The following is a 20,289-nucleotide window of genomic DNA, read 5'->3' on the forward strand; positions in this document are numbered from 1 at the left end:
CCAGAGCTCTACCCCAGCACGTAGAACTTCAAGAAGGCGCTGACATCTACCAGCTCTGGCGGCTCGATCCTGTGGCCCATGCCCGGATAGGTCCGTGCCGTCAGGGCCACGTTGGCTTCCAGCCACTCGGCAGTGTGGGCAATGGCGTCCTCATTGATCACGGGATCGGCCTTGTCCCTGCCCCAGAAGAACGGCGGCGGGGTATCGAAGGACTCGCTCAAGGCAAGGAGGTCATTGTCCAGCACAAAACCGGACAGGCCCACCGTGGCTTTGAAGGCGTGGGGCCGCAAGCGCAGGAGCGTGCTGGCCATGGCCATGCCCTGCGAATAACCCAGCAGGCTGACGCTGCTGTGGTTGTCCTTGACGGAGTTGATCCAGTTGAACACCGAGTTGGTGGACGCGATGACATCAGCAAAGTCGTTGGTCAGGAAGTAGTCCAGCAGGAACCAACCGTAATGGTCGCCGATCACCTTGGGACCGCGAAGCGCAGCGCATGTGAACTCGCCCGGGAGATGCGGAAAAAGGTCCACCATGCGCTGTTCGCTGGTCCCATACCCGTGCATCATCACCAGCAACGGGGTGCCCTCGCGCTGGTTTTCGGGCTTTGACCACACCACTGAATCCATGGGCATGAGCCTAGTAGACTGGCGCCATGACTCCGCAGGAACTGGCCAACCTGGCCCATCTGCGGCGCGCCCGCGACTTCATTGACCGCGAGTATGCGCGTCCGTTGGATGTGCCCACCATGGCCGCCGGCGCCCTGATGTCCCCCGCTCATTTCTCCCGTCAGTTCAAGGCCGCCTACGGAGAATCGCCCTACAACTACCTCATGACCCGGCGGATCGAGCGGGCCATGGCCTTGCTCCGTGCGGGGACCAGCGTCACGGACGCCTGCATGGAAGTGGGCTGTACGTCGCTGGGATCCTTCAGCACGCGTTTCACGGAAATCGTAGGCATCAACCCCAGCGAATACCGCTCCCGCGAACACCACGCGGTCAAGGCCATGCCCAACTGCATCGCGAAGCAACACACCCGCCCTGAAAGAACCGGCAAAAGCAGGACTCCCGCTCCTGCAACACTGAGCAGGATTGAAGAAGCGCCCACGACACAGCTGCAATAGCGTGTGGTTCATGAACATTTCATTGAAGTACGCACACGTAACCGTCAACGATGTCGATGAATCGCTCGCCTTCTACCGGAATGCCCTGGGCTTTGAGGTTCGGAACGACGTCGGCTCGGACGGCCAGCGCTGGGTCACCATCGGCAGCGATGCCCAGCCCGACCTTGAACTGGTCCTTTCCCCGCCCCACGCCGGGCGCTCACAGGCCGACGGCGATGCCATCCAGGAACTGCTGACCAAGGGCGTCATGCCCATGCTGGTGTTCACCACGGATGATCTGGACGGCACGTTCGAGAAACTGCGCGCGTCCGGAGCGGAGGTACTCCAGGAACCGATCGACCAGCCGTGGGGTCCGCGCGACTGCGCATTCCGGGATCCCTCCGGCAACATGATCCGTATCAATCAGGGCTGACGGAGGCTTCCCGGCTGGCGGCGGCCTTCCAGCCCGGTGGCCACAGACCCAGCGGGCCGATTGTCACAGACTCAGCAGTCCGGCGTCGGACCTTTCGCCATCCTGGTGCGTTGACGCGATGGCGGCGGAAACGACGTCGGCCAACCGGCGCCGCTGGCTGTACGCCTGGCGTTGAAGCCGCTCGCCGGTGCCCCGGCGGAGGATGTTGGCCACGCCTGTTCGTGCGAGCGCGAGGTCGCCAGCCCTTGTCAGGGCCCCACGAACGTGCCGGAGCAGGGCACCCGCAACGTCCGCGGCGGGATAGGGCCGCTGCTCCAGCGGGTGCAACAACTGCTGGTTGGTGCCAAAACGGCTGGCCTTCCAGTTCGCCATGCGGATGACTGGCGTCAACGTGCTCGACGCCGGTTTTCCCTGCCGCCACTCAGCCGCCGATGTCTCCACCAGGGCACGGGCAATGACGGCAATGACGAGGGCGTCGTCGGCGTACAGGCAGACATCGGCGATCCGCAGTTCAACGGTGGGGTGCCCCCTGGAGAGGCGGGCATCGAAGTAGATCATGCCCTCATCCAACGGAACGCCCGTCCCCAACAGCTCGGAGAGTATCGCTTGGTAGCCCTCCGCTGAACCGAAAACGTCCATGGGGCCGGCTGTGGGCCACCTGTTCCAGATCTGGGTGCGGTAGCTGGCAAAGCCGGTGTCGGCTCCCATCCAGAACGGAGAATTGGCACTCAAGGCCAGGAGGACCGGCAACCAGTGGCGCATCCGGTCAAGGACGGCGACCCCTTCTTCCGGTGATTCGATGGACACGTGGACATGGAAACCGCAGGTGAGCTGCTCACGCGAAATCAAGCCAAATTCCGTCCCCATCGCCGCGTACCGCTGGTTGCCCAGAGTAGGTGTGGCGTGGAAGACCGGCGGGGTGGCCAACGCCGCGACGCGCGCACCCACGGCCTGCGCGGCTTTGTCAGACAACGCCCGCCCGGCACGGATCTCGGCCCTGAGTTCGGCCGCAGTCCGGCAAGGACGCGAGTTGACCTCCACTTGCTCCTGCTTGAACTCCGACTTCAACGTCGCGCTCCCGGCGCCGGTCTCCCCGCCGGTTGTTTCTCCGGTTCGTTCACCGTAGAGGGGAGCCGCAACGTCCAGGATGTCTTCGGCCAACGCCAAAGGCGTGCCGTCCGCGGGATCCGCGATCAACAGTTCCTCTTCAACACCAAACGTGCGCATAGCCACCCTCCCGCTGTTGGTTGTTCAGAGACGGCGGTCATCCAACGTGGCGTGGAACCTCCATTTGGAAACCGCAACGGCAATGCAGCACCTGCGTCTGCAAGTAGACCTCCAGGAGGCTGGGGCCGTCCGGATCATCAGTGGTCCGAGGCGACTCAATCACCCGCTCGGTGGGACGTCCCAGGGTCATGGGATCGCCGCAATGGGTGCAGCTGAACCAGAGTCCCGCTGCGGAAGTGGAGAGAAATTCGCGTTGGATCTCAGGCACCAAGGCCTCCAGCCGGACAGCGTGGGCGTAGAACGTATCGCACTCGCTGCAGGTGTAGCTGACTTCTACTACTTCGGACTGATTCGGCTGGGCTTCAACCACGGTTTCAACAAAAATGTACGAATCAGTGCCGCATACTGTGCACCAGGGCCGCGGTCCGGTCTCACCGGTTGCGGGATCCGTCCCTCTGGCAGGCTTCGGGACGGGCAGGGATCCAAGCGTCATTGCCATTCTCCTTTACTTCTCCAAGGAGCCCGCATGCGTGCACGGAGAGCCGGCCGAAAGCGGCCACGGCTAAGAGTGCAGTTCTTGGACCATCCGTGATGGCACCAGGTGACATGGGGTTCCAAGGGCTATCTGCTTAACCCACCTAAAATGTAGTTCACCAGTGGTGCGCGTCACAAGTCACGCGCTTCCGGCCGGGAGTCCGCCTGCCTGGCTCAGGGCTCGAAATGGGCTACGGGAGCCTGCTTGGCCACACTCTTGACCAGTGACTCTGCGACCTCCCGCAGCTTCAGGTTCCGGGTACTGGAGGCCTTCTTCAGAATCTGGAACGCCTCTTCCTGGGTGCAGCGGTTCTGCCCCATGATGATCCCGCTGGCAAGGTCAATGACTGTCCTGGATTGCATGGCATCCTGGAGATCGTCAGCGTGCTGCTGCTTTACCCCTATGCGCACGGCCAACCGCAGCGAGCGTTCGGCCTGGCTTGCATACAGTTCACAGTTTCGGATGGTGGCTTCGTCGTAGACGCCGGCATGGGGAGCGAAGAAGTTCAGTGCAGCAGTGGCTCCTTCGTCCAACTCCAAGGGAACGCAGAGAGCCGCCAAGTGCCCGCGCTCCGCAATGACCGAGCAGTACTCTTTCCAGCGTTCTTCGGTTGAAGTGTCGGGAACATGCACAGTGGCACGGCTTCGCATCGCTTCCAGACACGGCCCATCTCCGTAAGCCTGCTGAATTTCGTCGATCAACCTTGCTTCGGGAGTACTCCCGGCCACCGTTGCCGTACGGCGTCGCCGGCTAAGGGTGATGCCGCAGTGCACAGGCATGCCAACGGCCTGGGACACAGCCGATGCCGAAAAGACCGCTAGCTCTCCCAGGAATCCGGCCACATCCTCGCTGTCGATAACAAGGTCTTGGAGACGGTCAGTTACCGAATCGTCTTGAGGCGCTGAGGCGGCATCAGGCAGCACCAAGTCAACGTTCATTTCGCTCATGCCTTAGTTTACGATCGTGCGGGCCGGGCTTGTCACCCCTGTCAGGAATGGTGGCAGAATCCTTGCATCTACGGTGCAGCTATGTGCACAATCTAGCTACAGTCCCCTCGAGAGGACCAGGCTTTCCCAGCTCATGCAGACGGGCGTCCCGCATTTTTCCATGCAGAGGTGCAGACCATGCCGGCCCAGCCAGCGTCCAGAATCCCGGACGAAGCCCATCAACCGCCTGACGAGCCCCTTTGGTGCAAGCGCTGCAACACAGACAAGCATCTACTGGTGAACTCCATCCAATCGCACTATCCACCCGCGCCCAACATGGTTGACGTCGCCTACGAGTGCCACGCCTGCAGGTACGCGTATCAACAGGTTGCGTCCGTCCAGAGGGTTGCACTGGTACTGAACCGCCCAGGCGTCTCCCAGGGGGTGCTGCAGTTCGGCGGCCAGTATCTGCATTGCGGCGAGCCCATGAAGACCAAGAGCTGCGAGCTTCGCCGGATCCAAACCCCCTTGGTCTTGAGACCCGGCGGCCAGTTGAAGATGTACGAGGTCCTTATCAACACACGCATCCTCGGATGCCACTGCGGCTTCCGCATGGAGATCCCGGAGTGAGGATCAGCAGCCGCAACGCCAGTTCTGGAGCTACCGGGAGGGATAGCATGCACACAGAATCACAGAGGAAAGAACCTTCGACAACCGGCTCGCAGCTCAGGCCGGCCAGCAGGCGGAAGCTTCCCGACCCACCGGATCCAGATAATTTGCCCATCGACTACCGGAGTTCCGGATGGGACACCGCCTGGTACCCCTCGTCCGTCCCGGAAAGCCTCAGACCGCGCCATTCGTCGCGTCAAAGGAGTTCCTGACCATGAGCGGATTCCCACCAGACCCTTCACATCCGGACCCCACCCGCGATCCCAGCCCGGATCCAACCCGTGAACCAGGGCCTACACCCGAGCCCGTTCCCTTACCGGAGCCGGGACCGCCGCCGGTTCCTGACCCCACGCCGGGACCCACGGTGCCTTCCCCGCCCGGGCGCGGGGAACCACCCATTCCCCTGACTTAACGGGGAACTGGTCACCCCTGAACACCGGGCAGGCAACAACCGGCCACTTCCACAGACCGGATCCTGGCAAAATCCCCCAGTCAGGATCCGAACGAGGGCATGTCGCGCTACAGGGAGCGCGGCATGCCCTTTGGCGTGTCCGCGAACGCCAATCCCCTCCGATCTTTGTTTATGTTGATTTCTCTTGACTTACCAACATAAACAAAGATAGAGTCAAGCAATTCCACATCGTTGTGACAGCAGTCACGGAAGTGGCCGTCCTGAAGACCTGGCTTGACCGCAATGGAGGGTAAGTGTTCGCCGAAGAACGCCAACAACTGATCTCCGCACTCGTCGCAGAGCGCGGACGGGTGAGCGTCACAGACCTTGCCGACCGCTTCAGCATCACCACTGAGACGATCCGTCGCGACCTCGCGGCCCTCGAAGTCTCCGGAAACCTGCGCCGCGTCCACGGCGGCGCAGTACCTTCCGACCGCCTGAGCACCCGCGAGGAAAGCATCCTCGAGCGGGCGGTACAGCGCCAAGTGGAGAAACTCCGCATCGCCAATGCAGCCCTCGCGCTGATCCCGGAGCTCACAACAGGCAGCATCCTGCTGGACGCAGGCTCCACCACGGAAACCCTGGCGGACCTGCTGGCCCAGCGAACACCCGCGGCCAACGGAAACGATGAACTCGTGGTGATTACCCACGCCATTCCCATCGCAGGCAAACTCTCCTCCACGCCGGGCATAGCACTGCAGATCCTTGGCGGCCGGGTCCGCGGACTGACGCAAGCCGCCGTCGGGCAGTCCACGGTGGAAGCCGCGTACAAACTTCGCCCGGACATCGCTTTCGTGGGTGCCAACGGCATCCACGCAACCTTCGGCCTTAGCACCCCCGATCCTGAGGAAGCAGCGGTAAAAGCCGCCTTCGTCACCTCAGCCCGCCGCGTGGTGGCCCTGGCCGACTCTTCCAAGCTGGACTCCGAAACGCTGGTCCAGTTCGCCACCTTGAAGGATGTTGACACCTTGATTACAGACAGCCAACCGTCCGCAGAACTCGCCGCGGCCTTGGCCGACGCCGGCGTAGACGTGGTGATCGCATGATCGTCACCTTGACCGCCAACCCCAGCCTGGACCGCACGGTGGAACTCCCCGGCGCCCTGGCCCGCGGCGAGGTGCAGCGCGCCGTGGCCGTCCATCAGGAATCGGGCGGAAAGGGCGTCAACGTTTCACGGGCGCTCGTGGCCTCCGGCCTCGACACCGTGGCAATCCTTCCGGGCGCGGATTCGGACCCGGTCCTTTCCGGACTGCACGACGGCGGCGTGCCGTTCGCGGCGCTGCCCATCGGCCAGGCGCTGCGCAGCAACGTCACGCTCACCGAACCGGACGGCGTCACCACCAAGATCAACGAACCCGGCCCGGAACTGAGTGAGGAACAGCAGGAAGCCCTGATCGGGCTGCTGCTGGAACGCTCCCGTGGCGCCAGCTGGGTGGTACTCGCAGGTTCGCTCCCACCAGGAGTTCCCGCGGATTTCTACGCCACCATCGCCCGCCGGCTCCGGTCGACCCCGGATGGAACGGCCTCCCCAAGCATCGCCATTGACTCCTCCGGGGCACCGCTTGCGGCGTCTTTGGTGGGCGATGCCTCCGGGAAGCCAGATCTCCTGAAGCCGAACGCGGAAGAGCTCGCAGAGCTTGCCGCCGCCGCCGGTTTCACCAGCGTCTCCACTGCCGACGAACTGGAAGCGGATCCGGCCAAAGCCGCTGAAGCTGCAGCCGCCGTCGTCGCCAGCGGTGTAGGCGCCGTTCTCGCAACACTCGGGTCCAAAGGAGCAATCCTGGTGACGGCGGACGGTGCGTGGCTGGCCACGCACCCGCCCATCAAAGCCGTCAGCACGGTAGGCGCCGGGGACTCTGCACTGGCCGGCTACTTGCTGGCTGCAACCCAAGGCGGCTCCGCGCAGGACTGCCTTCGTCAAGCCGTGGCACATGGTGCCGCTGCCGCCTCCCTGCCGGGCTCCACTGTCCCGGCAGTCCACCAGACAACCCCCAATGCCGTAACCATCACGGCCCTCCAGAAGGACTCACAGTGACCCAGCTGATCACAACCCAATTGGTCACCCTCGACCAGAACCTGGGCGACTCCCCTGCCGACGTCATCCGCGTCCTGGCCGGCAAAGTTGCCGCCACCGGCCGTGCTTCCGAGGTCGAAGGGCTCTTTACCGACGCCTTCGCCCGCGAGCAGAAGACCGCGACCGGCGTACCCGGCGGCATCGCCATCCCGCACTGCCGCTCTGCTGCAGTCCAGGAGCCCGCCTTGGCCATGGCCCGACTGTCCCACAAGGTGGACTTCGGCGCCAAGGACGGCCCGGCAGACCTGATCTTCTTCATCGCAGCCCCGGACGGCGCAGACCAGGAACACTTGAAGCTGCTGTCCAAGCTGGCCCGGTCCCTCATCAAAAAGGACTTCACGGCAGCACTGCGCGCCGCTGCCACCGAGCAGGACATTGTGGACCTCGTGGACGGCGCCCTGGCGGACAAGCCTGCAGCTGCGCCCGCCGAGGCTGCACCTGCTGCTGCCGGCACGACGGCGGCTGCCGCGCCAAAGCGCATTGTGGCGGTGACCGCTTGCCCCACAGGTATTGCACACACGTACATGGCGGCTGACTCGCTGGTTGCCGCTGCCAAGGAAATGGGCGTTGACCTCCAGGTTGAGACCCAGGGTTCCTCAGGTGCCAAGCCGCTGGACCCGGCCGTGATTGCAGCAGCCGACGCAGTAATTTTCGCCGTCGACGTTGATGTTCGCGGCAAGGAGCGCTTCGCCGGCAAGCCGGTCATCAACGCTCCCGTCAAGCGGGGCATCGACGAACCCACCAAGATGGTCCAGGAAGCACTTGCAGCTGCCGACGATCCCCGCGCACGCCGCGTTCCCCATGCCGGCGCCGAAGAGCAGGCTGAGCGTGCCGAGGAGGAGAAGGGTGAACACATTGGCCAGAAGCTGAAGCGTGCACTCCTCACCGGCGTCAGCTACATGATTCCGTTCGTGGCCGGCGGTGGCCTGCTGATTGCCCTCGGCTTCCTGCTGGGCGGCTACGACATCACTGAAGTAGCGGACAAGGTGGTGCTGGAGAACAACTTCGGCAACCTGCCTGAAGGCGGACTCGCCATCTACCTTGGTGCGGTCCTGTTCAAGATCGGCGCCCTGTCGATGGGCTTCCTGGTCCCCGCATTGGCTGGATACATCGCCTACGCCATCGCCGACCGGCCCGGCATCGCACCCGGCTTCGTCGCCGGTGCTGTATCAGGCTTCATGGGTGCAGGGTTCCTCGGCGGTATCGTCGGCGGTCTCCTGGCCGGCTACGTCGCGCATCTTATCGGAACGTGGCAGGTACCCCGCTGGCTCCGTGGCTTGATGCCCGTGGTCATCATCCCGCTGATTGCTTCCATCGTCGCGTCCGGATTGATGTTCCTGGTCCTCGGCGGTCCCATTGCCGGCCTTACAGTGGCCCTCAATAACTGGCTCACCGGCATGAGTGGCGCATCCGCTGTAGTTCTCGGCATCATCCTTGGCCTCATGATGTGCTTCGACCTCGGCGGTCCGGTCAACAAGGTTGCCTACGCCTTCGCAGTTGCCGGCCTGAGCGCGGGTAGCGCAGACAACCAGGCTCCGTGGCTGATCATGGGCACAGTGATGGCGGCCGGCATGGTTCCGCCGCTGGCGATGGCCCTTGCCACGGTCCTGAACAAGAAGCTCTTCACCCTCAACGAGCGTGAAAACGGCAAGGCGGCCTGGCTGCTGGGCGCATCCTTCATCTCCGAAGGTGCCATTCCCTTCGCTGCAGCAGACCCCCTGCGGGTCATTCCCGCCAGCATGGTGGGCGGCGCCCTGACCGGTGCACTCTGCATGGCCACGGGAGTAACTTCCCAGGCTCCACACGGCGGTTTCTTCGTCTTCTTCGCCATTGGCAACCTGCCGATGTTCATCATCGCCATCGTGGCTGGAATGGTGGTCAGCGCGTTGGCCGTCATCGCCCTCAAGCGCTTTGCCGTCAAAAAGCCGGTGGAAGTGGAAGCCACCCCGGCAACCGCCAGCGTCTAAAACTCCGGCGTCCAAAACCCAAGCGTCTCAACCCATCAGCGGTCTAGACTTCCCACAACGCCACCTCCCACAACCGCCAGCCTTCACAAAAGGAGCACCAATGCCAGAACGTACAGCCACCATCGCAAGCCGCGTCGGCCTCCACGCCCGCCCTGCAGCTATCTTTGCCGAGGCAGCAGGGGACCTGGACCTCGATGTCACCATCGCCCGCCAGGGTGAACCCGCAGATGACGCCATGGACGCGGCCAGCATCCTGTCCCTGATGAGCCTGGGCGCCTCCCACGGTGACGTGGTGGTGCTGCGCGCCGAAGGTGAAGGTGCGGACGCCGCCCTGGACAGCCTGGTGAAGATTCTGGAAACGGACCACGACGCCGAGTAGGGACACTCATCCCTCAGCGCTGCGCAATGAGCCTGGCGACTCCCGGAATCGGGGGTCGCCAGGCTCTTTTTGTGGCTGTCGGCGTCCGCGGTGTCACCTTCACGTGCGGCAGCGACAACGAGTTATGGACCGGCGAGCTCGTCCAGATGGCGAGCGAGCATGCCGGGCATCTGACTCGACTCCGGCAACTCCCCGCTCCACAGCCCATGCATCGCGATTCCGTCAAGAAGCGCTCGTAGCCGCTGCGCTTCATACTCTTGATCGCGTCCCCTGTTGAACTGACCCGTTTCGGCCAGGATTTGTACAGCTGCGTGGCATGCGCGCCCTACTGCGTCGCTCAGCCTGGTCGCGGCAGGACGAAGCTCGCTGTCGGTAAGGGAAAGAACGCCCAGTTGGACTTGCGCAACCAGTTCCAAGCGCCGCTCTTTATCGAGAGGGAGCAACTGCAGCAGCAACTCATCAACCAGCGCGCGGCCGGTCAGCTCAAGCGCGGAGACCCTGGCGGTGACCCGGTCCTCAATGAGTTGCAGGCAGTACTCCCTGAGCGCGTGCTGCGTGGCAAAGGCCCGCCGCAACGAAGCGGCGGCAATGCCCGCTTCCGCGGCAACCCCGCGCACAGACAGGCCCTGGAGCCCATCACGTTCAAGGACACGTAACGAAGCCTCCGCAATCGCTGCGGTGCGGGCCTCTGCGTCGATCCTCCGGGGCATGGCGTTTCACCGCGAAGAAGAAGCAGCGGGCACGGGGCGGGCGGCCTTCTTCGGCCAGATCGTGTAACTCACGGCCCAAAGGAAATCGATGGCGAAAATGATTCCCAGGATGCGAAAGAATCCCGAGAGCTCTGAGGTTCGTTCCGCGTCGTTGACAAGAAGAATGATCGCTCCCAGGGTCGCAGCGGCGATGACCACCGCCAGCGCAGTAAGGGTGACGTCCCGCCAGCATTTTGCCGTGTAGCGGGTTCCTGAGAGTCGTTCGGGCGCAGGGCCGCCCGAGAACCGGTGTTGGAAGTGCACATCGGCCCATGCCACCATGCGTTTGCCATACGCGATGGAGACGCCAATGTAGATCGCCGCCAGGCCGTGCTGCCATGAGGCTGTTCCCCCGCCCAGCAAATCGACTGCGACCAGGGCAAGCAGGACAGCATCGATCACCGGAGCAAGGATCAGCAGAGTTCCACCCAAGCGGGGTTTCCGCAGCAGATACCGCGCTGCGAGCCCGGCGATGATCGCCACCCAGAACGCAACTTCGCACACCACGATCGCGATCAGGATCATTTACCGCACCTCAACGTTCTTCCAGCCGGGCTTTATTAGTACGAGTGTACTCACAAAGTGCGCTCGAACGGCCGACGTCAGGACTTGGCGGCCACCCCTGCTTACATCTTCGGCGTTTCGCCATTCAGGTAGGCGGCGATCGATGCTTCCGTGGGCTTCACGTCCTTCAGTTCCCCGGAGAGGTAGGCCTCGATAATCCGCGGATCCACATAGGATGATCGAGCCACAGACGGGGTGTTGCCCAGGAGTTCCGAGGCTTCCTTAATGGCCCTCACAATCGCTTGCCGGGGAGTTCCTTGGTGACCGGACTTGATCAGGCAAAGAGCCGCGGCCGCAGTACCCTTCCAGGTTCGGAAATCCTTGGAGGAGTAGGCATCGCCGGCGACACCGCGCAGGTATTCGTTGATCATGGACGCGTCCACCGAGACCCACGTTCCCTCCGAGAGGTAGGCAAGCAGGCGTTCCTTGCCGGGGCGCTCGGCCAGTGGTTCCAAAAAGGCGGCCAAGGCGGGGTCGTGGATGGACTTGTCCCACAGTTGCCCGCTTTTGCCCGGGAACTTCAAGAAGACATCATGCCCTTCCACCCGTGCATGACGGCATCGAAGCGTGGTGAGCCCATAGGAACCGTTTTGCTTCATGTAGACCTCGGAGCCAACCCGAAGGGCACCGAGGTCCATCAGCCGTACTGCCGCGGCGAGGGTCTGTTGCCGGGGATCTTCCATGTTCTGCAGGTGGACGGTGACGTTGCGCCGGATCGCAGGCAGGACCAATCCCAGTTTTGCGGCCCGAATGAACTTCTCGGTGTCCTTCCGCTCCCGCCACGTGGGGTGGTAGATGTACTGGCTGCGCCCTGCATCATCGACACCCGTGGCAAGGATGTGTCCATTCTCGAAAGGGCTGATCCACACATCGGTCCATGCAGGCGGGATCGCCAGCGCATTGATGCGCTGGCGATCCTCCTTGCTGACCAGGCTCCCGTCGGGGTGCCGGTAGCTGAACCCTTTTCCCACCTTACGGCGGACGATGCCGGGCTTGGACAGGTCAGTGCGCTTTAGCCTTGGCACGGTTCTTCCGCCCTACTCGTGATCGGCCCGGATCGTGAAGTTCTAGGCTTCGTCCGGATCCGTCACTGCAGCGCCGGCATTCATGATTTCCGCGTTAATCATCCATACGAGCTGCTCAAGGCGGGAGATGAATGCGTGCAGCAGGTCCGCCGTCGTGGGGTCTTCCTCATCCACTTCGTCATGGACATCGCGCATTGTCTGGACAGCACGCTCCACGCGGTCAGTGACCAGCTTGACCGCGTTCTTGGTGTTGACCAGGCCTGCCGGGAACTCCTCCAGACGCGTGCCCTTGGCGATGGTCGCGCTCCGGCCATCGGGCAGGGCGTGGAGTGCCCTCATGCGCTCGGCGGTGTCGTCAGCGAATTCGCGCGTGGCCACTACCAGCTCGTCCAGCTGGAGGTGAAGGTCGCGGAAGTTCGGCCCCACGATGTTCCAGTGCGCCTGCTTTCCTTGAAGCTGAAGCTCAATAAGGTCTGTCAGGACGATCTGAAGGTTGTCTGCAAGCTGCTGTGACGCTTTCATGTGTTCCTCTCATAGACGTTCATGTGAGCCTAAAACGTGCCGCATAGTTTCTGCGGCAACTGCCCAATCATCAGGTGACGACTTCAATAACCCTTTCATAAGGAAGCTTAGTAGTACAATGGGAACTGTTAGTGTTCACGACTGGCGAACCCGCTCCAAGGACCGCCGGCAGGCAATAACGGCAAAGGCACTTTGAGGCGGCGGAACGCCTCCGAGTACCGGCATAACTCAATCGAAGTAATCGGAATGCATAGTTGGGAACCGGCGACATTAGTCAAAGATTCCCCCAGAAAGGAATGTGCTGACCATGAATACACTTCTGATCATTGCTGGTGTAGTAGCAATTGTTCTTCTCTTGGTAGGCGGCTTCACCGAAGCGCTGAGCTGGCTGCTGTGGGTAGGCGTCATCCTCCTCGTCGTCGCAGCCATTGGCTGGCTGCTGAGCTTCATGTCGGGTCGCAGGGGACACACGGTATAGACCGGGACAAGGTCGAACGCCGGGGGCACAGCCTCCGGCGTTCCTGCTCTCAGCCCTGACCATCACCGGTGGCCGCGGGCGGCGGGGCGGCGTCAGGGTCCTTTGGCGTCGGGAACTCGTCGCCGGGAACTTCAGGCACCCCCTGAGCGGGCCGTTCCGGAGTCTCGCGTTCGTTTCCCTGACCAGGCAATTCCTGTTCGGGGGTGGGAGTTCCGTAACCCCCGGGTTCGTTGTCCGGGTCTACCCGGTGATCGTCCTGGCTCATTTTTCCTCCTTGAAGACCGACGAGGCCCCGATAGCGAGATCGAGGAATGCTGACAGTTCCGACCGTAGTCCGGTGCTTGGTCGGCGTCCACAGAAACCACCACGGAGGTGCATAGATGGTTGAGCCGGAGCAGGCTCCCAGGATCGGCAGGAACGAGTCCACCGAGGAACGGATGGACCGCAACTGGATGGAGTTGATCCAGGAGTTACGGGTTCTCCAAACGGGGGTACAAATCCTTGGCGGCTTCCTGCTCACGCTCCCCTTTCAGGAACGATTCGAACTCCTGGATGACTGGCAGCGGAGTCTCTACCTCTTCAACGTCATGGTGGCAGCGCTGACCACCGTCCTGATTGTGCTGCCCGTCAGTGTTCATCGCCGCCTGTTCCGCAGGGGGCTCAAGGCCACCTTGGTCTCCAGCGCCGACGTCGTGACCAAATGGGCGCTGGCCGGCGTGGCCTTGTTGATTGTGGGCTCCGCCACCCTGGTTTTCGACTTCACCGCCGGACGGACGGCCGGGCTTGCAGCAGCTGGATTCATCATCCTGGTGCTGCTGCTCCTGGTGGTGGGAACGCCGCTGTGGCTGCACCGTCGGGCCGTCCGAAACGGCAGCGGTAACAACGGAACCGCAAAGGAAGAGTGAGTGGGATGCTGCGACCCGCCAAACACAACCAGGGTTCCGGCAAGGACACCAAGCCCCCGCGTCACTGGGTCAAGGACCACGGCTTGCTGCTGGTCAATGCAGGCCTGTTCGTCGTCTTCCTCGGAGGAATGATCCTCTCAGGAGCAGCCAATTACAGCGAGGAACAGCAAGCACACGGTGGGACTGCAACCGTGATATCGGATTTTCTGACGTCAGGCAGCTTCTGGGAAGCACTCTTTGAGAACTGGGAATCGGAGTTCCTTCAGATGGCCATGTACGTGGTCCTGACGGTTTTCCTGTTCCAGCGCGGCTCCTCGGAATCCAAACCTGTGGATAAGGACGCACCCCAGGACGAAGATCCCCGCGATGCCAAAATGTCCGCCAAGACCCCGTGGCCGGTCAGGCGCGGCGGCTGGGTTCTGAAGGTCTACGAGCACTCGTTGTCTGGCCTGCTGGGCCTGCTTTTCCTGCTCTCCTTCACCCTGCACGCCGTAGGCGGTGCGGCCGCTTACAACGACGAACAGCTCAGCCATGGCCTTCCGGAGATCTCCACTTGGGAGTACATCGGATCCAGTCAATTCTGGTTTGAGTCCTTCCAAAACTGGCAAAGCGAGTTCCTGGCCGTGGCCGTTTTGGTGGGGGCTTCTGTGTACCTTCGCGAGAGGGGCTCGCCGGAATCAAAGCCCGTGGCAGAGCCGCACTACGAGACGGGCGCTTAGCCGATGAGGAGAAAGGAACCAACCATGCCAGGAAAGAAGAATTCCAGCGATTGAAAGCACGCGCCAAAGAACTTGGCCTCAAAGGGTATTCGGACAAGAAGAAATCCGAGCTCATTTCCATGCTGCGGAATCACTAAAGGCAAGAGAAAGCAGATATCGACGCCGGCTCAGGCCTTTTTCTTGGCCCGCGCCTTGGGCTTGCTGGCAGTTTTGCTGGCGGCAGCGCCGGCGTCGTCCGCTTTCTCCTTGCCGCGTTTCTTGTCCAGGCTGCGCTTGAGCGCCTCCATGAGGTCGATGACGTCGCCGCCTTCTCCTTCGCCCTCAACAACACCGAACGTGGCCTCAGTGTCCAGGGCCTCGCCCTTCTCCAGCTTGGCCTCGATCAACGTCTTCAACTGGACCTGGTAGTCATCGGTGTACTCATCGGGATCAAAGTCATGAGCCATGGATTCCACCAGGGCGGAGGACATCTCCAGCTCCTTGTCCGAAATCTTGATGTCGCTCTCAAGGGAGGGGAATTTGGCTTCACGGACTTCGTCACCCCACAGCAAAGCCTGCAGCAGCAGTACATCACCACGCACCCGCAGCGCACCCAAACGGGTCTTCTGGCGCAGCGCGTACTGGACAATGGCAATCCTGTCCGTGTCCTCCAACGTCTGCCTCAACAACATGTAAGCCTTGGGCGATTTGGAATCCGGCTCCAGGAAATAGCTGCGTTCATACATGATGGGGTCCAGTTGCTCGGCGGGGATGAACTCCACCACCTCAATTTCGCGACTGTTCTCCTCCGGCAAGGACTTCAATTCTGCGGACGTCAGGACAACGGTGCGACCCTCTTCTTCGTAGGCCTTATCAATGTCCTCGTACGCCACAACGTCGCCGCAAATTTCGCATTTCCGCTGGTACCGAATACGCCCGCCGTCCTTGTTGTGGACTTGGTGCAGGCTAATATCGTGATCCTCCGTGGCACTGTAGAGCTTCACTGGTACGTTGACCAGACCGAACGCGATAGATCCCTTCCATATGGCCCTCATGCACCCAGTCAACAGCACAACACAGCGGAGGAGAAGAGGTGGCAGGCAAGCAACAGGAGCGCGTGAACGTGGAAGGCCACGAGCTCACCCTCACCAATCTGGGCAAAATCATCTACCCGGAAACCGGTACTACCAAGGCCGAGGTGTTGGAATACTACGCTGCAGTGGCTCCTTTCCTCATCCCCGCAGCTGCCAATCGGCCCGTCACCCGTAAGCGTTGGGTCAACGGTGTGGGCACCGCCGAACATCCCGGGCAGGTGTTTTTCCAGAAGAACCTTGAGGACTCCGCCCCTCGGTGGATTCCCCGTGCCGCCATTCAGCATTCGGACCACATCAACGTTTATCCTATGGTCAACAACCTGGCCACCCTGACGTGGATGGCCCAGATCGCCTCGCTGGAAATCCACGTTCCGCAGTGGCAAGTGGATCCTTCAGGGAAACCGCTCCGCCCCGACCGCTTTGTACTGGACCTTGACCCCGGCCCCGGGGCGGGACTGCCCGAGTGCGTTGAGGTGGCCAAGCTGGCCCGCTCCATCCTGCAGGACATAGGCATGGATCCGGTCCCTGTGACCAGCGGCAGCAAAGGCATCCACCTCTACACCGGCCTCGACGGGACGCTGAAGTCCGAGCAGGTTTCCGCCTTCGCCAAAGAGCTTGCCCGCGCACTGGAGTCCGACCACCCGGAGCTAGTGGTCAGCGACATGAAGAAATCCCTCCGCAACGGCAAGGTGCTGGTGGACTGGAGCCAGAACAGCGGGAACAAGACCACCATCGTCCCCTACTCACTCCGCGGCAAGGCGCGCCCTACCGTGGCGGCACCGCGTACGTGGCGTGAACTCAACTCCGCCTCATTGGAGCACTTGGACTTTCTGGCCGTGATGAAGCGTGTCAAGACGGGCAAAGACCACTTCGCACCGATTTCCGAGCGGCACCTTCCGCCCCACGGCGAGGATGAGAAGGACGACGACGGTGCTGCCGCAGGCAGTTCGGGCACCTCCCGTGAGCGGGTGGTGACGGTGGAGAACCGTCTCGCCAAGTATGTCGGGATGCGCGATCCGGACAAGACCCCGGAGCCGTTTCCGTCGTCGTCGGCCGTTACGGCCTCCACGCAAACAGGGGGCTCGTCCTCAGACCAGCCTCAGCCGGGCGAGCCGCCGCCAACCGGCGGCATTTTTGTCATCCAGGAGCACCACGCCCGCCGCTACCACCTGGACTTCCGGCTGGAGCATGACGGCGTCCTGGTTTCGTGGGCACTTCCCCGTGGCGTTCCTGAAACTCCGGACCGCAACAACCTGGCCGTGCACACCGAAGACCATCCCATGGACTATGCCAACTTCGCGGGCGTCATCCCCAAGGGCGAGTACGGCGCGGGGACGGTCAGCATCTGGGACCGCGGCGAGTACACGTGCGAGAAATGGCGCGAGGGCAAGGAAGTGATTGCCACCCTCACAGGCGAGCCGGGCGGCGGGCTTGGTGGGACCAAACGGTTCGCGCTCATCAACACGGGTCAAAACTGGCTGATCCACCTGATGAAGGAGCAACCCGGAGGGCGGCGGGTTTCGCCCGCGGGTAGCACGCACCCGAAGCCGGCAGTCACACCCGCTGCCCCCCAGCCCATACCGGGTTACACCCCCATGCTCGCCACCTCGGGCACCACCGCTGACCTTCACGGCGACGATTGGTTATATGAGCTCAAGTGGGACGGGATCCGGGCGATCATCACGGGAACCGAGGGCAGGATCCGTCTCATGAGCCGCAACGGGAATGACCTCACCGCCGCGTATCCGGAACTGACGGACCGCGCATGTTGGCCCGACGGCGACTTCGTTGCTGATGGCGAGATCGTGGCGCTCGGCAAAGGGAACAGGCCGGATTTCGGGCGACTGCAGCTCCGGATGAACCTGGTCAAAGCTGCGGACATCCAGCGGGCCCGGGCAGCAGTCCCGGTGCAGCTCATGGTCTTCGATCTTCTGTACGACGACGGCACGGACCTGAGCGGGCTGCCCTTCAGAGAGCGTCGCGAAAAACTCTCGGGGTTTGCGGAACGCTTGTCCAAGGGCTGCCCGCTTCACCTTTCAGCAGTGTTGGACCACGACGTAGAAGACCTCATGACCAGCGCCGCCGAGTTGGGCTTGGAGGGTGTGATGGCGAAGAAGGCCGACAGCCGTTATGTGATCGGCCGGCGCAGCAGGTCCTGGCTCAAGCTCAAGCTGGAGCAGAGCCAGGAGGTGGTGGTGGGTGGCTGGCGTCCCGGTGCCGGGGCTCGAAGCGGGACGTTCGGTTCCTTGTTGTTGGGCATTCCGGACGGCGACAAACTGCACTATGTGGGCAGGGTAGGCAGCGGATTCAAGGACTGGCAATTGCGGGACATCATGGAGGTTCTGGAGCCCCGCACCGTAACCGAATCCCCTTTCGCTGACATCCCCCGTGAGGATGCCGCTGGAGCTACGTGGGTCAGCCCTGAGCTGGTGGCCGAGGTGACTTTCGGAGAATGGACGGGGCCAGGCCGGCTGCGGCATCCCGTGTGGCGTGGCTGGCGCCCGGACAAGTCCCCTGACGACGTAAGCCAGCCCAACTGAGCCCGTAGATAACGCTCTATTGAAGGTTCAGTAGAACGTGTGCTGTTAATCAGTTGGGCTGGCTACGCGGGGTGGTGCGGTTCGGGTAACGCTAGGAGGAGTGCGGCATCTGCGGGCGGCTGGTCCTGTGGATCGCCGTCACAGCTGCACCCTGGCCCATACGGCCGTGGGCTTGGTCGCGCTCCTTCGGGTGGCGACGTTTACCGTTACCGTCAGGCCACTGCCTGCTCTGGTCACCGCCAAGTGCAACGGCGATGGTGGTCGGCTCGGGCATCGGTGCCATGTCCATGGACTCGACCAAGTGGCTTGCAACCTCAGGATTGATGCGTTCGGAATCGTGATTCGCAGTCATGGTTCTTCCTTTCCAGTGTGCCGGTATTTCCAGTGTGCCTGTCCGCAGGTTTTACCAGCGGACCTTCTTCTCGGTCTTGGCCTGCTTGCCGCTGGCGGAGGTGGGCTTGTGCCCCTTGCCGGTGCTCTGCCAGCCGGCCGGTGCACCGCCCCCGGATTTGCTGGCCAACATGGCCTTTTGGGCGTCGGTCAGCTTGGACTTGATGCCGCCGGACACTGGAGTCTTGGCTGAGCTCTCCGGTGACGGGGTTTCGGGGGTCTTGTTATCTGAAGGGTTGGCAGTCATTCGTGGACTCCTTAAGTCTGAGGCCTGAAGAGACACGTATCCCATGTCGTTGCGGTTCGGGAAAAAGGCGTCGGGAACGGGAACGGCATGGAGGCAGGGCCTCAACAGGCGTGGATTTTTGTCAGGTGAAACTCGGCTGTGCCGTAACGGGCAGAGGCCGGTCTACTCAAAAATCAGTGTTCCCATGCTTCATACCCTAACCAAGTCCCGGCAGATTTGTGAACCCCTCACCTGCAGCTGCTTCCACCGATTCACCTTCCGACCCACCAGTCTTCCTCGGCTAGCATGGCAATCGTGACCCGGAGAGCATCCATCGCCAGCACGCTTCGTGCCGCGGGCTGCGTTTTCGCGGAGGACGAGGCCCGCCTCATCATCGACGCCGCCAATCATCCGGACGAGCTCAACCGCATGGTGGAACAGAGAGTCGGTGGACAGCCCCTTGAGCACATTGTGGGCTGGACTGAGTTTTGCGGGACGCGCATGGCCGTGGGACCCGGCGTGTTCGTACCGCGGCGTCGAACGGAGTTCCTGGTGCACCAGGCGACCCTGATCGGCAAGCCAGGTGCCGTCGTCGTCGACCTCTGCTGTGGTTCCGGGGCAGTAGGTGCGGCTGTGAGCGACCTTCTGGGGAACTGCGAGTTGCACGCGGCGGACATCGACCCCGCTGCGGTCCACTGTGCACGCCGCAACGTTGAGCCCCGCGGCGGAAGGGTCCACCAGGGCGATCTCTTTGGAGCACTCCCCCGTGAACTCCTGGGGCGCGTGGACGTGCTGCTCGCGAACGCGCCGTATGTTCCCACGGAGTCCATCGGCATGATGCCGCCGGAAGCACGGCTTCATGAACCGCTGGTGGCGCTCGACGGCGGCGCTGACGGTTTGGCCGTCCAGCGTCGGGTTGCGCAGGGGGCGGCTGCGTGGTTGGCACCGGGTGGATCGCTGCTGGTGGAAACGTCGGAAACACAGGCGTCCGGGACGGCCGGGATTATGGCGGGGGCCGGCTTGATCCCCAGAGTGGTTTTGAACGAGGATCTGGACGCGACGGTAGTCCTCGGTTCAGCCGATCCGTCAGCTTTTAGGCCCGAATCAGCCCCGTTACGTGGGTGTAGCTAAACAATTTGGTAACAAGGTGCTCCGGAGGGCAAAAATGGCTCCGGATCCGCATGATTGCGGGGCAAGAACGGGCAATGAGATGCAACACACCTAGGCAAATTGCACCCTCAAACGGCCCAAAAATCCGATCTCAACTCGGGTTTTCGAGCCAAAACCCGTAAAATTGAAACCCTGCCCAGAGCGGGGCAGCAGAAGTCGCAAGCAAAT

The 20,289-nt window shown here is 62.4% G+C and carries 24 protein-coding genes; 12 read left to right on the forward strand and 12 right to left on the reverse strand.

Features of this window, described 5'->3' with window-relative positions; translation table 11 throughout:
• Window positions 1-8: 8 nt before the first annotated feature.
• On the reverse strand, window positions 9-626 hold the full coding sequence (locus tag ABIE35_RS09610; protein ID WP_354514423.1) for an alpha/beta hydrolase: 618 nt from the start codon (window positions 624-626) through the stop codon (window positions 9-11).
• Between the two features lie 26 nt (window positions 627-652).
• Between ABIE35_RS09610 and ABIE35_RS09615 the strand changes: the two genes are divergently transcribed.
• Window positions 653-1,120, forward strand: a complete 468-nt coding sequence (locus tag ABIE35_RS09615) for a helix-turn-helix transcriptional regulator (RefSeq protein ID WP_354514425.1) — start codon at window positions 653-655, stop codon at window positions 1,118-1,120.
• A 10-nt stretch (window positions 1,121-1,130) separates the two neighbouring features.
• Entirely contained in the window at window positions 1,131-1,532 is a 402-nt protein-coding gene (locus tag ABIE35_RS09620) for a VOC family protein (RefSeq protein WP_354514427.1), read from the forward strand.
• A gap of 63 nt (window positions 1,533-1,595) precedes the next feature.
• Here ABIE35_RS09620 and ABIE35_RS09625 read toward each other — a convergent pair whose 3' ends face one another.
• The 3 genes from ABIE35_RS09625 to ABIE35_RS09635 form a co-directional block, all read right to left on the reverse strand.
• Window positions 1,596-2,759, reverse strand: coding sequence for a glutamate--cysteine ligase 2 (locus ABIE35_RS09625; protein WP_354514429.1), 1,164 nt, complete (start codon window positions 2,757-2,759; stop codon window positions 1,596-1,598).
• Window positions 2,760-2,796: 37 nt separating this feature from the next.
• Complete coding sequence (locus tag ABIE35_RS09630; protein WP_354514431.1) at window positions 2,797-3,252, reverse strand: hypothetical protein; 456 nt, start codon at window positions 3,250-3,252, stop codon at window positions 2,797-2,799.
• Between the two features lie 215 nt (window positions 3,253-3,467).
• On the reverse strand, window positions 3,468-4,241 hold the full coding sequence (locus tag ABIE35_RS09635) for a GAF and ANTAR domain-containing protein (protein WP_354514433.1): 774 nt from the start codon (window positions 4,239-4,241) through the stop codon (window positions 3,468-3,470).
• Between the two features lie 276 nt (window positions 4,242-4,517).
• Here ABIE35_RS09635 and ABIE35_RS09640 point away from each other — a divergent pair, with 276 nt between their 5' ends.
• The 5 genes from ABIE35_RS09640 (at window position 4,518) to ABIE35_RS09660 (ending at window position 9,760) form a co-directional block, all read left to right on the forward strand.
• Window positions 4,518-4,850, forward strand: coding sequence for a hypothetical protein (locus tag ABIE35_RS09640; RefSeq protein ID WP_354514435.1), 333 nt, complete (start codon window positions 4,518-4,520; stop codon window positions 4,848-4,850).
• A gap of 744 nt (window positions 4,851-5,594) precedes the next feature.
• On the forward strand, window positions 5,595-6,386 hold the full coding sequence (locus ABIE35_RS09645) for a DeoR/GlpR family DNA-binding transcription regulator (RefSeq protein WP_280626056.1): 792 nt from the start codon (window positions 5,595-5,597) through the stop codon (window positions 6,384-6,386).
• On the forward strand, window positions 6,383-7,375 hold the full coding sequence (locus ABIE35_RS09650; protein ID WP_354514437.1) for a 1-phosphofructokinase family hexose kinase: 993 nt from the start codon (window positions 6,383-6,385) through the stop codon (window positions 7,373-7,375). Before ABIE35_RS09645 ends, ABIE35_RS09650 begins: the two co-directional genes overlap by 4 nt.
• Window positions 7,372-9,381: a PTS fructose transporter subunit IIABC gene (locus tag ABIE35_RS09655; RefSeq protein WP_354514439.1), complete on the forward strand. Its 2,010-nt coding sequence runs from the start codon at window positions 7,372-7,374 to the stop codon at window positions 9,379-9,381. The genes ABIE35_RS09650 and ABIE35_RS09655 overlap by 4 nt, the downstream gene beginning before the upstream one ends.
• Before the next feature lie 100 nt (window positions 9,382-9,481).
• Complete coding sequence (locus ABIE35_RS09660; RefSeq protein WP_017197107.1) at window positions 9,482-9,760, forward strand: HPr family phosphocarrier protein; 279 nt, start codon at window positions 9,482-9,484, stop codon at window positions 9,758-9,760.
• Between the two features lie 122 nt (window positions 9,761-9,882).
• Here ABIE35_RS09660 and ABIE35_RS09665 read toward each other — a convergent pair whose 3' ends face one another.
• From ABIE35_RS09665 to ABIE35_RS09680, 4 genes are all read right to left on the reverse strand, one after another.
• A complete protein-coding gene (locus ABIE35_RS09665; RefSeq protein WP_354514442.1) occupies window positions 9,883-10,470 on the reverse strand; it encodes a TetR/AcrR family transcriptional regulator in 588 nt (195 codons plus the stop codon).
• Window positions 10,471-10,476: 6 nt separating this feature from the next.
• On the reverse strand, window positions 10,477-11,034 hold the full coding sequence (locus ABIE35_RS09670; RefSeq protein ID WP_354514443.1) for a hypothetical protein: 558 nt from the start codon (window positions 11,032-11,034) through the stop codon (window positions 10,477-10,479).
• A gap of 101 nt (window positions 11,035-11,135) precedes the next feature.
• Window positions 11,136-12,098 carry a DNA topoisomerase IB gene (locus tag ABIE35_RS09675; RefSeq protein ID WP_354514445.1) on the reverse strand — a complete coding sequence of 321 codons (963 nt, stop codon included), beginning with the start codon at window positions 12,096-12,098 and terminating at the stop codon, window positions 11,136-11,138.
• A gap of 42 nt (window positions 12,099-12,140) precedes the next feature.
• Window positions 12,141-12,620, reverse strand: coding sequence for a Dps family protein (locus ABIE35_RS09680; RefSeq protein ID WP_024819119.1), 480 nt, complete (start codon window positions 12,618-12,620; stop codon window positions 12,141-12,143).
• Window positions 12,621-12,927: 307 nt separating this feature from the next.
• Here ABIE35_RS09680 and ABIE35_RS09685 point away from each other — a divergent pair, with 307 nt between their 5' ends.
• Window positions 12,928-13,098, forward strand: coding sequence for a hypothetical protein (locus ABIE35_RS09685; protein ID WP_172323795.1), 171 nt, complete (start codon window positions 12,928-12,930; stop codon window positions 13,096-13,098).
• A gap of 49 nt (window positions 13,099-13,147) precedes the next feature.
• On the opposite strand, the gene ABIE35_RS09690 is transcribed toward ABIE35_RS09685, so the two are convergent.
• Window positions 13,148-13,363 carry a hypothetical protein gene (locus ABIE35_RS09690; RefSeq protein WP_354514448.1) on the reverse strand — a complete coding sequence of 72 codons (216 nt, stop codon included), beginning with the start codon at window positions 13,361-13,363 and terminating at the stop codon, window positions 13,148-13,150.
• Between the two features lie 115 nt (window positions 13,364-13,478).
• Here ABIE35_RS09690 and ABIE35_RS09695 point away from each other — a divergent pair, with 115 nt between their 5' ends.
• On the forward strand, window positions 13,479-14,003 hold the full coding sequence (locus tag ABIE35_RS09695) for a DUF6328 family protein (protein ID WP_354514449.1): 525 nt from the start codon (window positions 13,479-13,481) through the stop codon (window positions 14,001-14,003).
• 5 nt (window positions 14,004-14,008) lie between these two features.
• The gene (locus ABIE35_RS09700) at window positions 14,009-14,722 is read left to right on the forward strand and encodes a DUF6766 family protein (RefSeq protein WP_354514451.1); all 714 of its coding nucleotides are present in this window, start codon (window positions 14,009-14,011) and stop codon (window positions 14,720-14,722) included.
• Between the two features lie 167 nt (window positions 14,723-14,889).
• On the opposite strand, the gene ku is transcribed toward ABIE35_RS09700, so the two are convergent.
• Entirely contained in the window at window positions 14,890-15,756 is an 867-nt protein-coding gene (ku, locus tag ABIE35_RS09710) for a non-homologous end joining protein Ku (protein WP_354514452.1), read from the reverse strand.
• A gap of 38 nt (window positions 15,757-15,794) precedes the next feature.
• Between ku and ABIE35_RS09715 the strand changes: the two genes are divergently transcribed.
• On the forward strand, window positions 15,795-18,335 hold the full coding sequence (locus ABIE35_RS09715) for an ATP-dependent DNA ligase (RefSeq protein WP_354514454.1): 2,541 nt from the start codon (window positions 15,795-15,797) through the stop codon (window positions 18,333-18,335).
• A gap of 91 nt (window positions 18,336-18,426) precedes the next feature.
• Here ABIE35_RS09715 and ABIE35_RS09720 read toward each other — a convergent pair whose 3' ends face one another.
• Together ABIE35_RS09720 and ABIE35_RS09725 are read right to left on the reverse strand one after the other, a co-directional pair.
• Window positions 18,427-18,687 (reverse strand): hypothetical protein, encoded by a 261-nt coding sequence (locus ABIE35_RS09720; RefSeq protein ID WP_017197091.1) that lies wholly within the window; start codon window positions 18,685-18,687, stop codon window positions 18,427-18,429.
• Between the two features lie 51 nt (window positions 18,688-18,738).
• Complete coding sequence (locus ABIE35_RS09725; RefSeq protein ID WP_354514455.1) at window positions 18,739-18,972, reverse strand: hypothetical protein; 234 nt, start codon at window positions 18,970-18,972, stop codon at window positions 18,739-18,741.
• Between the two features lie 285 nt (window positions 18,973-19,257).
• On the opposite strand from ABIE35_RS09725, the gene ABIE35_RS09730 reads away from it, so the two are divergent.
• Complete coding sequence (locus ABIE35_RS09730) at window positions 19,258-20,082, forward strand: putative protein N(5)-glutamine methyltransferase (protein WP_354514457.1); 825 nt, start codon at window positions 19,258-19,260, stop codon at window positions 20,080-20,082.
• The last annotated feature ends 207 nt before the right edge of the window (window positions 20,083-20,289 follow it).

This window comes from Paenarthrobacter sp. 4246, assembly GCF_040546855.1.
Classification (GTDB): domain Bacteria; phylum Actinomycetota; class Actinomycetes; order Actinomycetales; family Micrococcaceae; genus Arthrobacter.